Source organism: Bradyrhizobium sp. USDA 241 (assembly GCF_049739505.1).
Lineage (GTDB): Bacteria > Pseudomonadota > Alphaproteobacteria > Rhizobiales > Xanthobacteraceae > Bradyrhizobium > Bradyrhizobium liaoningense.
In genome coordinates this window covers 709,340-723,291 of sequence record NZ_JBMGPZ010000002.1, presented here as the reverse complement: position 1 = coordinate 723,291, position 13,952 = coordinate 709,340, and the positions used below count along the sequence as shown (strand labels likewise).

The following is a 13,952-nucleotide window of genomic DNA, read 5'->3' as shown; positions in this document are numbered from 1 at the left end:
CATTGAGTTAGATCAAGGGTCGGCGGCGATCGCGTACCTAGCCTTTTGACAAAATTGCCGGGAGGAAGCGGCCATGGCCGGAAGGAATTTCATTCGGTATTGCTGTGTGAGTCTGCTGTTGCTGTTGGTGGGGACCGCGCTGGCGGTCGCGCAGCCCTTCACCCGCCGCTCATCGCAGATGCAGCATGACGAGCTCAAGAAGACCTACGAGATTGCGAACTTCCGCATCGGCGGCAGGTACGATCTCTCCGACTCTTCGAAGTGGGAGAACGGCGGCGAGGGCGGCGTCACGCTCGAATCGCTCGGCGCCGGCAAACTGCGTACGGCCTACATTGCGATCGGCAACGCCCGCCGCAATGCGGCGGGCGAGATCACCAATGCCGTGATCGTCAATTCCTATTACTCCGGCGATTCCACTGACATGTACGAGCAGTGGGTCAAGGGCACTGCCCTGTCAGGCGGAGTTCCCGTCATTGGGCCGGGCCGGCCGATCGACACCGATCGCTACTATGTCGTGATGGTCGATCCGCTTGGCACCTGGGGCGCGAGCAAACCGTCCGACGGGCTCGGCATCAAGTTTCCGCAGTATAGCTACTACGACATGGTGCAAGCGAACTACCGCATGCTGCGCGACGGCCTGAAGATCGCGCATGCTGCGCTGATTACCGGCGTCTCGATGGGCGGCACGCAGACCTATGTCTGGGGCGTGATGCACCCGGAATTCATGGGCGGGCTGATGCCGATCGGCGGCACCACGCAGTCGGATGCAGAGGATCCGGTCGGCAACTGGACGTTCCAGATGATGACTGCAGCCATCCAGTCCGATCCCGTGTGGCAAGCAACGAAGGGCGACTACTACAAGCTGCCCAAGGAAAAGCACCCCGTGCCGGGCGTTGCCTTCGGCTGGTCGGTGCTTGGCTTGACCGGATACGACTTCGCCTACCGCACGACGCAGAGCTTCGCCGCCGTGCAGCCTGAAGTGTTCTACTGGGATCCGCCGAACGAAAAGGCCGGCAGTAGCGTGACCAATCGCGCCAAGCTGTATGACGCCGTCGATCTCGTCTGGCGCAACCGGGTCGGCGAAACCCACAACGTCAATCCCTATCTCGGCCGCATTCAGGCCCGCACCATGGTGATGCACATCACCAACGACCTGTGGCTGAACTTCAAGCTGGCCGAGCGCGCCGTCGACCGCGTACCGGGCGCCCAGCTGATCGCGGAGGAAAGCCCTGTCGCCCACTATGGCGTGTTCTCGATCGTCAATCACCGGAAGAACGATCCGAAGTTCGTCGCCTTCATGGATGAGGTCGCGAGCCTCGATCGCGCGCAGAAATACGTCGACAAGAACTATCGCGTGCCGGGCGTGACCGAAGAGATCGACCCCGCCAAGTCGTTCTGGAAGGACGCCGTGACCTACCCTTATCCGGTCAAATACGCGACCACGAAAGACAAGCGAGGCACGTCCTGGCAGATCGGCTACATGGACGAGTACGCCGGGACCGAGAAGGATCCAAAGGTGCTCGTCATCATTCATGGCAAAGGCGCGTTCGGCGGGCACTACGGTAACGTCATGCAATATGCCCTGCGTAGCGGCCTGCGCGTGATCGTGCCGGACTTGCCGCACTACGGCATGTCCGGTCCCGGCAATCTCGACAAGAGCCCGGCGCGGACGATGCAGGACATGCGCGAGGCCGTGTACGATCTCGTGGTCAATCAGCTCGGCGTCAAGAAGGCCCACTACCTCGGTCATTCGCTCGGCGGCCAGGTCGTCATGGGCTATGCGCTCACGTGGCCGGACGCCGTCGTGGGCCTTGCGCTCGAAGCTCCTTCGGGCCTTGAAGAGTATCCGCGCGACATCACGATCGCCAAGGACAAGAAGGCGCGCCTGTTCGATCAGGTCTTCGATCATGATTTCGACAAGTGGAACGAAACCTGGGGGCCGACCGGCATCCTTGCCGCGGAGCTGGGACGCTCGGAGCAGAGCGTCCGCGACTTCTTCTATTTCAAGAAACGTGATCCTGAGACCAACGCCGTGTCGGCGGCGAAGAGCGGCTATTTCTACAGCGACAGCGAATATGCCCGCTTCCACACCGAGCAGCGCGTCGGGCTCATCAAGGGTAACCCGAAGGAGCTCGAGCAATGGGCCAACGTCTTCATCTACGACATCTATTCGATCGGGTCCGAGCTGCAGCAGGATGACCCGAAAAACCTCTACCGGCGCGTGGTCCAGATCAAGGCGCCGATCTTCCTCTCCTTCGGCGACAAGGAGCCGTTCATCCCGACGCCGGCGTTCAACGGCTTGACGGATCTCGGACGCGACGTCATCACGCCGTTCATGTCACGCATGACCGGTGCGGGCAACCGGCCAATTCTCAAGATCTATCCGGAGACAGGTCACTTCATTCACACCGACAATCCGGTGGAGTTCCCGGTCGACGTGGTAGACTTCGTGATCAAGGGAACGGTCGATACGTCGTCGCCGCTCGGCACGGATCGGATGATCAAAGGTTCGGCGGTCTCGGCCCTGCCGGTGGCGCCGACGCCACCCGGCGCCGCACCGACGGCCGGCCTGAACAAATAGGCTGGACCATGTCAACGGTTGAGGCGGGTGAGGTCCGGTTGGGCTGGCGAGAGTGGGGCCAAGGCGACGTCACCGTCGTCTTCATCCACGGCAATCTCGCCAGCAAGGACTGGATCGAGCTCGCTGCGCCGATGTTTCCGAGCGGACTGCGCGTGATCGGAATCGACTGGCGCGGCTGCGGCGACAGCGATCGGCCGAAACCCGCGGCCGACTATGCCAACTACTCGATGCAGCAGCATGCGCACGACATGCTGGCGGCACTGGATGCGCTGGGCATCGGGTTTTGCCATCTCGCGACCCACTCGACCGGCGGCATCATCGCCGCACGGATGCTGCTGATGCAGCCGCAGCGGTTCGGGCGGGTGTTTGCGCTCGACCCGGTCACGCCGCTCGGAATGTCCTTCAATGCCGATCAGATCGGCCTTTTCCGGGCGATGATGGCGAGCAAGCAGCTGACGCGGACGGTGATGGCCACCGCAGCATCCTCGCTGTTCGTGCCGGAGAGCCTTGCGCCGAACGCGATCCCGCGATTCCGCGAGGGCCTCGGCGAGATCCCGGCGCTGTTCGATCGCATCATTGAGCAGACTTTTGGCGTCTCCGAGGGCGTCTGGATCGGCACGCCGGTCAACCTCAACCGGGAAAAGGAAAGCCGGGAACTGGAGCGCCGCATGCCGGAAATCCAGCATCCGCATCTCGTGCTCTGGGGCGAGCAGGACGGGTGGATCCCGCCGGCGGATCTCGAGACCATGGCGGCGGCGATGCCGGACTGCCGGCTCGTGACCGTACCCCGGATGGGTCATTCCATGAATCTGGAACTGCCGGCGCTTTATGCCGGCTATTTCGGAGCCTGGTTCGGAGGACTAGCGAAATAGCAATTCAATGGAGGATGAGCATGGCCGAAACCACAAAGCTTTCCGTCGAAAAGGCACTCGAGAAGCTGCGCGCCGAAGAGCAGCCGAAATCGAGGACCGAGCAGCAGGACGAGAAGATAGAAGCACTTAACGAAGAGATCAGGCGCATGAGAGTTCAGAGGCTGCGCCTCGACCAGAGGCCAGGTAAGCGCCGTTGAAGCGCATCCGCTTGGCGGGTGTTGCCCGTGCCCGCCCTGCTACCGAGGCTCACATTCTCGCATGACAATGTAAGGAGGTTCTAATGAAGCTTCGTCGATCAGCCACATTGACCCTTTCCGGGTTGGCCTTAACCGCGTCGGTGGCGCTCGTAGGAACTGCCGTCAGTAGCGGACCGGCAGCTGCAGTCGTCTACTGCCAATACGTCGATTATCCGCCGAGCTGCATTGCACGGCCCGGCGTCGTGCTCAGGCCGCGTCCTGTCGCGCGCGCGGTAACGCGTGAAGCGGTGCGGCCCGGAACGCCAATGAATCGCGGCGGCCCCGTCGATCGCGTCGGGCGGCGCTGAAAATCGGCAGACGCGACGTGAGCACAAGTTCGGCAGCTCTCGACCGGTTTGTTCGAGGTGCAATCCTGGTTGCTCACGCCGATATGCTGTCGCGGTTGGCGGTGAAGGCGACGATCGCCTTCACCCGGCGGATTTCGCTGCCGCAATGACGACCTTGTGCGCGATCCGGTTCTCCGCGATTCCTGTCTCGGAGCAGGTGAGTTGAATCCGTTGGTTAGAGGAGGAGAAAGACAATGGCAGACATCAATCCTTCGGCTGAAAATGCACGTGCGATGTTGACCGAGAGTCTCGGCCGCCTTCGCAAGGGTAGTGACGAGTATTTCAGTCTGCTTGAAAAAGCTCTGAGTTCGTCGCCGCTGCCGATCGCCGATCAGGCCAAACAGTTCTGCAATTTCATGCAGCGCAACGTAACCGCGACATTCGATCTCGGTGACAAGCTGACCCAGGCCAGGGACGTGCAGGACGCCCTCAAGATGCAATCCGAATTCTTTCAGGACCAGATGAGGGCCCTGACCGATCAGGCCAAGAACATGGGCGAGACTGCAATGAAGGCCGTGACGGGGGCCTTCACGCCAAAGATCTGAGCAGATGGAAACTCGAAGAGATGGGCGCTGGCAGGACCACCGCGCCTCATGTTCTGGCTCGCGATGAGGGCACAATGGCGCTTCAGTTCGTGGTCGGCACTATTGTCAGCCTTGTAAACATCATGATTCACGCGCTGGTGACAGTCGGTGCAATTGGCATTGCTCGTTCGGCCGGACTGCGACATATGGAGTGGCCAAGACTGCACCTGATGGCCGTGATGGCCGCTACCGCCGCCGTTCTGATGGTGGCGCATACGTTGGAAAGCGTCGTCTGGTCGGCGGCTTATTTGATGGTGGGCGTGGCGCCTGCCGGCACCGATTTGGTCTATTTCGCCTTCGTCAACTACACAACGCTCGGCTATGGCGACATCACGCCGATCCAGGCGCGCCGGCTACTAGGCCCGATGACTGCGATGAACGGCATCCTGCTGTTCGGCTGGTCGACCGCAATGCTGTTCGAAGTGCTGCGCAAGACCGTGGAGCACCTTGCCGCGATCAACGCTAGCGCTTGCAATTCTGCGGAATAAGCGAGCTGCCCGGCTCCGCCTCGGATTGCAGTGCATTCAACGGCGACCTTTAGTGCAGGCGTAGGACGAATTGTCGCGCTTCGCGCGCAGCGTCAGTTCTGGAGATCGAAGCTGGCAAGCTTGACCCGGTCCAGCAGTACGATCTGACGCTGGGTATTGCCGATGAAGCCGAGGACTCCGAACTCGTGCAGCCGTGACAACGCACGCGAAACGGTTTCGAGCGTCAGGCCGAGATAGTCGGCGATGTCGCGCCGCGACATCGGCAGCGCGATAACGTCCGCCGCCGTCAAGCGCGTATCCATTTCGAGCAGGAACGCGGCAACCCGCTCGAGCGAGGTCTTACGTCCCAGCAGCAGCATGTGTTCTTCGGCGTGGTGGAGATTGGCAGTCGTCATGCCGAACAGGTTCTTGGCGACCATCGCATCGCTCTTGGCCACCATTTCGAGACTTTGCCGCCTGATGAGGTGAACTGTGGTGTCGATGATGGCTTCCGCCGTGAAGCGATGAGCTCCGCCATTTTCGAGGCCGAAAATGTCGCCCGGGAGGTGAAACGCGCCGATTTGGCGCCGGCCGTCGGTCAGCAGCTTGTAACTTCGCACTGCACCAACCTTGACCTGATAGACGTACTCGGCCGGCTCTTTCTCCCCGTAGACTTCAGTGCCCTTCCTGTAGGTGAATTCGCTCAGACTGACGATCGTGTTCGGATCGCTGGTCATTCCGAAGTCACGGAGAGAATTGGGGCGCGGGGACCGGTCGGTTGCGATACGCACAAACATGGACCGCCTCCTCTGGTCGCTTGACGGGTTCGTCGCTGGGATTATTTCGCTGCCGGGAGTGCCTCTTTTTCCCGGGCGATTGGTGTACGATGAAGGCCGTGTTATAAGCCATTGTCTCTCAGGTCATGGTACCAAGGGGCAGGGCGGAATACCTTGCACGACATGAAGGGCCTCAGGCGCATTTTTCGTTGGTTGCTTTTGTTGCGCATTTGAAGGTTGCGGACCCTCCAGGAGGTCAAATGCCCGGCTTGGTTCACGTGGTAGACGACGACGCGTCCTTCCGCACGGCCGTCGAGCGCCGGCTGAAGCTTGCTGGTTATGAGGTCGCTACCTATTCATCGGCCCAGGACCTGCTCGAGCGGCTGCCGGGCGGCGATGTCCCCGGATGCATCTTGCTCGATGTTCAAATACCCGGGCTCTCCGGTCCCCAGCTGCAGAGCCACCTCACCGGACTCGGGTCCACGCTCCCGATCGTGTTCGTGACAGGCTACGCCGATACGGCGACGACCGTGCGCGCCATCAAGGCCGGAGCCGAAGATTTTCTCACCAAGCCCGTCTCGTCGGAGCAGTTGCTCGATGCGCTCGCTCGTGCCTTGATCCGCCAGCAGGCCGACCACATCCAGCGCACAAAGCTCAGTTTGCTCCAGATGCGGCTGAAGTCACTGACGCCGCGCGAACGCCAGGTGTTCGAATTGATCGTGCGCGGCAAGATCAACAAGCAAATTGCCCACGAACTCGGCACCGCCGAACGCACCGTAAAGGCCCATCGCCATCAGGTGATGGAGAAAATGCAAGTGCAGTCTCTGGCGGAACTTGTGTCGATGGCGGAGCGGCTTGGCGTACTGGATCCCGAATCCAAGCGGCCCGGCTAACGACGCCTGTGGTCTCGGCGGGTCTGCGACACGCAACCTGCACACAAGGACTATTTCAAAGCTCGGCAAGGGTATGCTGTAGTTCGGGTGCGCGGGCTGCAGTCGGGCTTGTTGTCCGACTGGATCTAACATCGTCCGGCAAACTGACGCCAGCCAATACTTGGAAGGACCGGCGAATTTGTCCTCGTGCAAGCCTGTTCTTGTCGTCGACGACGACGCGTCGATGCGCATGAGCATCAAGCGCCTTCTGCGCGCGCACGGCTTCACTGCGCTGCTGTTCGAATCGGCACATGCGCTGCTCGGTCATGGCGGCTGCGGCGAGGCAGCATGCATCATCATCGACATCAACCTGGACGATGCCTCCGGAATCGAGTTGCGCCGCAGGCTTGCTGAGCATGGCGTTGCGTCACCGGTGATCTATATCACCGGCAACGACAACCATTTGAGTCGCACGGCCGCAATCGAGTCCGGATGTATTGCCTATCTGACCAAGCCGTTCGCGGCAAAGGCGTTGATCGACCCCATCCATCGCGCCTGGTCGACGGCAAACTAAAGCGCGATGCGATTAGCCCGTCCTATTCGTGAGAGTGCGGCTTTTGGGCCCGATTGATGCGGCCGCACATCTTGTCTGACGAGGCGCACAGGATTGCCTTCGGCTTTTCGCCGCCTGACGACCGGTACTTTGCAACGCGCTTGAGGGATGGGTTGGGCGAACGGGGGCGGACGCCCCGCCGGTCAAGGACCGAGCGGCAGCAGCGCGCCGGGCAAGCCGCAGATCAGGTCGGCTTCGGGACATGCCGCGGCAAACGCAAGGCGAATGCGGCTCGTGGTCTCGACGACACGGGCGGCGATTTTCAAGAGCCGAAGACGCAGCGTCGCGAACTCGGCAGCGGCCAATTCCCGGGCTTTGGGAATGGCGTCGCGCACGGTCAGCATCAGCCAATAAGCGGCCGTATGGAGCACGAGACGGACCTGGTTGGCGAGCGCCGAACGGCAGCTGGTGCGATCGGAGGCGAGCTGCGTCTTATGCAGCTTGATCAGATTCTCGGCTTGGCCGCGCGCGCAATACAGGCTGTCGTAGATCCACTCGGCCGAGCCGACATCGAGGCTGGTGACGACGAAGCGGATGTCGAGGCCGAGCATCGTCGCCTCAATACGGGCGACAGTGCGCCGTTCGCGATCCCAGGACTTTGCCTTGTGGCGCGTCTCGGTATAGCCACGCAGAACCGGCAGGTTCTCGATGGCGCGTCGCGTGCGGATGTCGTCGGCGACCTCGTCGACTTTTCTGGCGAGAGGCTTGGTGCCGGACAGACCGAAGATGTAGTCGATGCCGTTGGTCTCGCACCACGCCATTGCCTCCGGCCGGGCATAGTGCCCGTCGCCACGGAACGTAATTTGCGTGTTGTGCCATCGCGTCCGGATATGCCGTACCAGGCGGCGCAGATGGGCACGCACCTCGACGCCGCCCGGCGTCTTGCCGGGCCGCAGCACGACGGCCACGGGCCGGCTCTTCTCCGTGTCGTAGACGTGGATCGGCAGGAAGCAGCGTTCGTCATAATGAGCGTTGAACAGCGAGAGCTGCTGATGGCCGTGGACGACGTCGCAGGTATCATCGATGTCGAGCGTGACGGATGCCGGCTCGCGCGGGTAGCTATCCATCCATGCGTCGACCAAAGTGTAGGTCAGCCGGATCACGTCGCGCAGGCGCGGAGCATTCTCCAGCCGCGACAGCGTCGGCTGGGAACACAAATCCCGGCCCGTGTCCGGTAGGCGACCGCAGGCCAGCTTGAATGCCGGATCGGACCTCAGATGATCGAGGTCGTCGGCGTCCTCGTAGCCGCAGCAGATCGCGAACATGCGAGCGCGGAACATATCGACCAGGCTGTGCACGACCCGCGTCGGATCGCGCCGATCCGGGAACACCCGGGCCAGATTGTTGGCCAAACCGAGACGCCGCTCGGCCATCGCCAGAAGCATCACGCCCCCGTTCGAGGTTAGGCGCCCACCATCGAAGGCAGCTGTGACTTTCTTGGCGTGAACGGCTGGAAACGAGAAGGGCGGAATCGTATCGTCGGTCATGGCGGGCGTGGCGTTCGCGGTTGGAGGTGATGGGGTTGGCTTCGCAACCGAATCCTACGCCGCATCAGCGCTTTACCCCTCAGGCGCACTCTTACGAATAAGACGGGTTAAGTTGAAGAAAGATTGAGTGACTCCCGATCATTTCTGTGCCGAAACGTGGAGTCGCGGTCGTGCCGCGTCCAAAGAAACCGGCGCGAGCGGCCTATTAGACGCGGTAGGTGCTCAGCCTCCGAAACGAGACTATCAAGCATGAAGAGATCGAGCGCGAGGCAGAGGTTTTATTTGTGTTGAATTCTTGCTTCTCGATAGTGGTCTGAAATCGTATCATCGGTCATGGCGGGCGTGGCGTTCGCGGTTGAAGGTGATGGGGTGGCTTCGCAACCGAATCCTACGCCGCATCAGCGCTTTACACCACGCTCGCCAGCCTCTCAGGCGCCCTCTCGCGAATAAGACGGGTTAGGATGAATCGTCATCGCGCTTTAGGTTGTTGTTTAAGCATGATCTTTTCGGAAAATCGCTGCGCACTTTTCCGGATCATGCTTTAGCGGCCAGCGATTGCCTCTTCATCCCGAGCTATGGCTGATTTTGGGTGACGCGGCCTGATCAGGCGGCGTGGCTTTCAGTGTTCGGAATGACTTCGATTCCGTCGATGAACTTTACACCGGCGATGACTTTCGGCAACTGGTTCGTGCTCTTCAATCGCCGCCAGGTCTTCGATGCGGCGTCGATGAGCTTGAACACCATCAGCTTCGCAGTTTGTTGCGACAGCGATCCCTTGGTCCGCACCGTTCGGTGGCGCACCGTGGCGAAGACGCTCTCGATCGGGTTCGAGCTGCGTAGGTGGATCCAGTGCTCAGCAGGGAAGTCGAAGAAGGCGAGCAGCGCATGGCGATCCTTGATCAGGCACTCCACCGCACGTCCGTATTTGACGTGGTATTTCTCGACGAAGACGTCGATCGCGGTTTCAGCTTCGGCCCGGTGTGGGGCCAGATAGATGTTCCGCAGGTCGTTCTTCATGGGGCCCTGCACGGATTTGGCGACCTTGTCGAGTACGTTGCTCACTTTATGGCACCAGCATCGTTGGTGCCGCGTGCCGGGAAAGGCCTCGTCCAGTGCCTTCCAGAAGCCGAGGGCGCCGTCGCCGATGGCGAGTTGCGGGGCAATCCGTAACCCGCGTTGCCGCAGGTCGATCAGGAGTTCGCGCCAGCTCTGCGCGCTCTCGCGCACGCCGACCTGGAAGCCGATCAGCTCCTTCTTGCCTTCCGGCGTGGTGCCAATCAGCACCAGCATGCATTCGCTGTGATCTTCCATGCGGGCCTGCAGGTACACGCCATCGGCCCAGATGTAGACATAGCGACGCGCCGACAGATCGCGTCTCTGCCAGCGTTCGTACTCGACCTGCCAATCGGCCTTCAGGCCGGCGATCACCGAAGGCGACAGGTTCGGCGCATCCTTGCCGAGCAGCGCCGAGAGCGCCTCCTGGAAGTCGCCGGTCGAGATGCCGCGCAAATAGAGGACCGGGATCAAGGCATCCAGGCTCTTCGTCCGCCGCGCCCATAGCGGCAGGATTGCCGAACTGAAGCGGAGGCGGTCGCCTGGCCCGCTCGCTCCGCGGTCGCGGACCTTGGGACGAGCGACCTCCACCGGACCGATGCCGGTCGCAATCTCGCGCACCGGACCGTGCCCATGTCGGACCAGGCGCGCTCGACCGTCGGGCAGCGTCAGATTGGCCGTGCTGGCCAGAAACGCGCCAACCTCGATCTCGATCGCCCTGGCAAGCAGGTCCCGCGCGCCGGCACGAACGATATCGGTCAGTGGATCATCAACCGCGGACGGCTGACGGAAAGCAAGAACATTGGTAGTCTCGGTCATGGCGTATCGCTCTCCTCGAGAGGTTCTGGCAGGCTCGTCACCCGCCTCGATACGCCGCCTTCCTCACACCGTCATCACCCAGATTCCGCCATAGCTCCTTCATCCCGTATTGGGGGTATCCGTTGACGCGGATCAACCACATCATCCATGGCGCCGGATATTGAAGTCTGCTTCTCATTGGGAGCAATCGTGTGCAGGGAGATGAGGTATGAAACGGCTATTGATGGTCACAGGCATGGCTGCTGCGCTGACGTCCGGCGCGGCGCTGGCCCAATCGGTTGACCTTACCGGCACTTACACGTGTGTCCAGATGTGCCGCGGTGATTTGCCGGCCCACGTTACGCAGAACGGACCCGAGCTCAATCTCACCACCGAGGCGGGCGTGCCGTCGCGCGCATGGCCGGACTGGTTCTCGCCGGCGAGCCGCATCTGGATCGATGCTTACGACATCAGCGCTGTTTATACGCCCGACGGCATGACGATCCAGTTCGACAACGGGACCATCTGGCAGCGTTATGTGCCGCCGCCTGCGCCGTCACGTCGCAGGGCGAAATGAGCCAAATCCATCGACAAGACAGCCGTGGCGGCTTGATGGCGACCAACATGGCGCGACCACTGACTTATACAAGAAGGGTGCAAGAAGGGTGCAAGAAGGGCGTAGGGCCCAATTGCGCAAACTTTTCCCCATGTTGGCGGAGAGGAGCACATGGCCGTTCGAACTCCTGGTGCCCGTCCTCACCCGCCTCGGGCCATTGCGGAGCTACCGCTTGGAGTTGAGCTAGATCAAAAGCGCTGGTATACTATTGCCTAAAATTCCCGAGTTCACTGCCAATTCAAATTGTAGGGAGTTCTGCAATGTTGATCAGGACCAGGACAGTGAGCCGTCCTGCCATTGACGGGCAATTGGCAGCCCTCGCCGGCGAACGGGTCTGTTGCAGCGAGTTCACTTATCGGAGGGGAACGGAAGTCTTCGGAGAAGGCGAGGAGGCCGAGTACGTCTACCAGATCGTGTCTGGTGCGATCCGGACTTACAAACTGCTCTGCGATGGCCGCCGGCAAATCAATTCCTTCCATCTTCCGGGTGATCTGTTCGGGTTAGAGAACGGCGCGGTTCATCGTTTCACCGCGGAAGCAGTCGTTCAGACCAGGGTTCGCATCACGAGCCGGCGACACTTACTCGACAGCATCGAGCACGAGGAAGAGGGCAGGGCAAGCCTGCTCACCCTCGTCACGCGCAATCTTCAGCACGCGGAGAACCACATGCTTCTCCTGGGCCGGAAGAGGTCCGTCGAGAAGGTGGCCGCATTCCTTCTGGAAATGGACCGGCGGCAGGATCATCCATACGTGATGAGCTTGCCGATGAGCCGCCGCGACATCGCCGACTATCTTGGATTGACGCTCGAGACGGTCTCGCGTGCTCTCTCGACCTTGCGCGATGACCACATGCTGCGGTTTGACGGCCAGACGCAGCGCAAGCTCGTGCTTCTGGATCGCAAAGGACTAGCGCAGCTCGATGCCTGACGGCGAGCGATGCGCTGTAGGCCGTCGTTTCACTCGTCGATGTCCTGCTCGAGCATCTGCGCCGGGGGGCCTGTGTGGGCCGATGCGAACTGCGTCAGCGGCAGCGAGGTCGTCAGCGACAGCAAATTGGAGTCGATCACTTCCAGCACGAGTGCCTTTCCCGCTTCCATGTCTTTGACGATGTTGGGATCCGCGACATCGGCCGCGATGCAGGCGTTGCTGAGGCACCAGCTGTAGGGCAACCGGTAGGAACGTCCTTGGTCGACCGTCAGCTTGACGGGATGCTGTAAGTACATGCCGACGGGTACGAACACCTGCAGTCGCCCGTTGCGGTCGCCATCGCGCTCTATCAGGTCCACACGGACGGCCATCTGACCGGTGGGAAAGGTGCCGGTAATCGAGGTCCGGCACACTCTCGGAGCTGCACCTGCCTTGAAGCACCGCTTGCGCCAGCTTCCGTATGTAATGTCCTTTGCCTCGCGCTGGCCCCGGGGAGCGACTTCGGCAGGCTTGGCCGCCGGCGGCTTTTCCCGCGCGACCGCCTCCAGAACCGGCGCTGTCGTGACGATGGCTGCAATGAGTGAGGCAGACAGACAATAGCGCGCGGTGATCATGGCCGTATCTCCAAACATGGGTAACTTCGGCTATCTTCGATCCTCCAGAAATTTCACGACGAGCGGCGACCAGATCGGGATTGCGTCCGGCGATCCTATGAAGAAGTGACCTTCGTTGCCGAACGGCGGCATCAGGTGATACTCCGCGCTGCCGCCGGAGGCGGTGAAAGCCTCGTGCATGCGCTTCGACAATGCGGGGCCGAAGAACGTATCGTTTTCGATATAGATCCAGAGCATCGGTACACGCGAGGTGCGACCGAACTCACGGGTTGCTTCGACCAGCTTGTCAGGCGCGCAGTTATTGTTCGGCTTGCCGTCGACACGGCCGCCGCGGCCGGCCGCAAAGGTGATGATCGCCTTGACTTGCGGCGGATTGACGCTGGACAGGGCGATGGACCCCCAGCCGCCCCCCGATTGCCCGACAACGATGACGTCCTTGGGCACGATGCGCTTCTCCGCAACCATATAGTCGATGATCCAGAGGTCGACCTGTGCGACGGCCATGCCGGCGGAGCGGAAGTTGGGATTACTGCACTTGCCGACTTTTGCGATGAACGGGCCGTAGAGTGCACGTTCAGGGATGTCGATCGCGGAGGCGCCATATCCGGTGCCAACCGGCGCCACCACGAGGTGCCCGCGCGTCGCGAACCATTTGGCTGCGTCGCGAAATTCAACCAGTGGAAAGAAGCTTCGCTCTATCGGATTGAGCGACACGCCATGGTTCATGATAACGAGCGGAAACGGACCGTCGCCGATTGGACGCACCACATAGGCAAACGTCGGGAGCGGCAGGGGCAGCGCCCATATCTCCTCCCGGATCGGATGCGAGGTGCCCTGATCACCCGCGCGCGAAGGATCGACAAAACAGGCCATGAGCAGCACCGCTTTGAGGAGAGATCGATAGAAGGAGCTATGCCAGAATTGCATGCGTATCTCCTCGACAGCAGCAGAAAGATCTCGGGCGCAGTTGAAATGATTCCCCTGACTGCGTTCATCGTCGTGGATCCCGAAGCCTCGCGGCAGGGCGAGCTGGGCACGCAAGCGGGCGGGATGGTTGATCCAAGTCAACCCTTTCGCGAGCGAGACCACTCTTGATGGTCCAACGCGCCC

General features: G+C 61.2%; 14 protein-coding genes. 9 read left to right on the top strand and 5 right to left on the bottom strand.

Translation table 11 applies throughout. From position 1 onward, the window contains the following. Positions 1-73 precede the first annotated feature (73 nt). The 5 genes from ABIF91_RS04260 to ABIF91_RS04240 all read left to right on the top strand — a co-directional run bounded on the left by ABIF91_RS04260 (position 74) and on the right by ABIF91_RS04240 (position 5,108). On the top strand, positions 74-2,581 hold the full coding sequence (locus ABIF91_RS04260; RefSeq protein ID WP_028180196.1) for an alpha/beta hydrolase: 2,508 nt from the start codon (positions 74-76) through the stop codon (positions 2,579-2,581). Positions 2,582-2,589: 8 nt separating this feature from the next. Further along, on the top strand, positions 2,590-3,453 hold the full coding sequence (locus ABIF91_RS04255; protein WP_028180197.1) for an alpha/beta fold hydrolase: 864 nt from the start codon (positions 2,590-2,592) through the stop codon (positions 3,451-3,453). A 20-nt stretch (positions 3,454-3,473) separates the two neighbouring features. Further along, entirely contained in the window at positions 3,474-3,650 is a 177-nt protein-coding gene (locus tag ABIF91_RS04250; RefSeq protein ID WP_162832017.1) for a hypothetical protein, read from the top strand. A 580-nt stretch (positions 3,651-4,230) separates the two neighbouring features. Beyond that, a complete protein-coding gene (locus tag ABIF91_RS04245) occupies positions 4,231-4,581 on the top strand; it encodes a phasin (protein WP_028180198.1) in 351 nt (116 codons plus the stop codon). Between the two features lie 74 nt (positions 4,582-4,655). Continuing rightward, a complete protein-coding gene (locus ABIF91_RS04240; protein ID WP_028180199.1) occupies positions 4,656-5,108 on the top strand; it encodes a potassium channel family protein in 453 nt (150 codons plus the stop codon). A 92-nt stretch (positions 5,109-5,200) separates the two neighbouring features. On the opposite strand, the gene ABIF91_RS04235 is transcribed toward ABIF91_RS04240, so the two are convergent. Beyond that, positions 5,201-5,884, bottom strand: a complete 684-nt coding sequence (locus tag ABIF91_RS04235) for a helix-turn-helix domain-containing protein (protein WP_028180200.1) — start codon at positions 5,882-5,884, stop codon at positions 5,201-5,203. A gap of 239 nt (positions 5,885-6,123) precedes the next feature. Between ABIF91_RS04235 and ABIF91_RS04230 the strand changes: the two genes are divergently transcribed. Then, positions 6,124-6,756, top strand: a complete 633-nt coding sequence (locus ABIF91_RS04230) for a response regulator transcription factor (RefSeq protein WP_035672699.1) — start codon at positions 6,124-6,126, stop codon at positions 6,754-6,756. Positions 6,757-6,916: 160 nt separating this feature from the next. After that, positions 6,917-7,309, top strand: a complete 393-nt coding sequence (locus ABIF91_RS04225; RefSeq protein ID WP_348522450.1) for a response regulator transcription factor — start codon at positions 6,917-6,919, stop codon at positions 7,307-7,309. A gap of 182 nt (positions 7,310-7,491) precedes the next feature. On the opposite strand, the gene ABIF91_RS04220 is transcribed toward ABIF91_RS04225, so the two are convergent. Further along, entirely contained in the window at positions 7,492-8,835 is a 1,344-nt protein-coding gene (locus ABIF91_RS04220) for an IS1380-like element ISBdi2 family transposase (RefSeq protein WP_208086440.1), read from the bottom strand. Between the two features lie 603 nt (positions 8,836-9,438). Beyond that, positions 9,439-10,707 (bottom strand): IS256 family transposase, encoded by a 1,269-nt coding sequence (locus ABIF91_RS04215; RefSeq protein WP_038952271.1) that lies wholly within the window; start codon positions 10,705-10,707, stop codon positions 9,439-9,441. A 208-nt stretch (positions 10,708-10,915) separates the two neighbouring features. On the opposite strand from ABIF91_RS04215, the gene ABIF91_RS04210 reads away from it, so the two are divergent. Then, a complete protein-coding gene (locus tag ABIF91_RS04210; protein ID WP_028182046.1) occupies positions 10,916-11,263 on the top strand; it encodes a hypothetical protein in 348 nt (115 codons plus the stop codon). Between the two features lie 299 nt (positions 11,264-11,562). Then, entirely contained in the window at positions 11,563-12,228 is a 666-nt protein-coding gene (locus ABIF91_RS04205) for a helix-turn-helix domain-containing protein (protein ID WP_028182045.1), read from the top strand. Between the two features lie 29 nt (positions 12,229-12,257). On the opposite strand, the gene ABIF91_RS04200 is transcribed toward ABIF91_RS04205, so the two are convergent. Next, positions 12,258-12,842, bottom strand: a complete 585-nt coding sequence (locus ABIF91_RS04200; protein WP_028182044.1) for an invasion associated locus B family protein — start codon at positions 12,840-12,842, stop codon at positions 12,258-12,260. A 30-nt stretch (positions 12,843-12,872) separates the two neighbouring features. Continuing rightward, complete coding sequence (locus ABIF91_RS04195; protein ID WP_162131059.1) at positions 12,873-13,715, bottom strand: alpha/beta hydrolase family protein; 843 nt, start codon at positions 13,713-13,715, stop codon at positions 12,873-12,875. Positions 13,716-13,952 lie beyond the last annotated feature (237 nt).

Coding starts and splice junctions, on each gene's coding strand:
- ABIF91_RS04255 (WP_028180197.1), top strand. CDS start 2,590: ATGTCAACGGTTGAGGCGGGTGAGGTCCGGTTGGGCTGGCGAGAGTGG.
- ABIF91_RS04245 (WP_028180198.1), top strand. CDS start 4,231: ATGGCAGACATCAATCCTTCGGCTGAAAATGCACGTGCGATGTTGACC.
- ABIF91_RS04210 (WP_028182046.1), top strand. CDS start 10,916: ATGAAACGGCTATTGATGGTCACAGGCATGGCTGCTGCGCTGACGTCC.
- ABIF91_RS04260 (WP_028180196.1), top strand. CDS start 74: ATGGCCGGAAGGAATTTCATTCGGTATTGCTGTGTGAGTCTGCTGTTG.
- ABIF91_RS04200 (WP_028182044.1), bottom strand. CDS start 12,842: ATGATCACCGCGCGCTATTGTCTGTCTGCCTCACTCATTGCAGCCATC.
- ABIF91_RS04250 (WP_162832017.1), top strand. CDS start 3,474: ATGGCCGAAACCACAAAGCTTTCCGTCGAAAAGGCACTCGAGAAGCTG.
- ABIF91_RS04240 (WP_028180199.1), top strand. CDS start 4,656: ATGGCGCTTCAGTTCGTGGTCGGCACTATTGTCAGCCTTGTAAACATC.
- ABIF91_RS04215 (WP_038952271.1), bottom strand. CDS start 10,707: ATGACCGAGACTACCAATGTTCTTGCTTTCCGTCAGCCGTCCGCGGTT.
- ABIF91_RS04235 (WP_028180200.1), bottom strand. CDS start 5,884: ATGTTTGTGCGTATCGCAACCGACCGGTCCCCGCGCCCCAATTCTCTC.
- ABIF91_RS04205 (WP_028182045.1), top strand. CDS start 11,563: ATGTTGATCAGGACCAGGACAGTGAGCCGTCCTGCCATTGACGGGCAA.
- ABIF91_RS04195 (WP_162131059.1), bottom strand. CDS start 13,715: ATGGCCTGTTTTGTCGATCCTTCGCGCGCGGGTGATCAGGGCACCTCG.
- ABIF91_RS04230 (WP_035672699.1), top strand. CDS start 6,124: ATGCCCGGCTTGGTTCACGTGGTAGACGACGACGCGTCCTTCCGCACG.
- ABIF91_RS04220 (WP_208086440.1), bottom strand. CDS start 8,835: ATGACCGACGATACGATTCCGCCCTTCTCGTTTCCAGCCGTTCACGCC.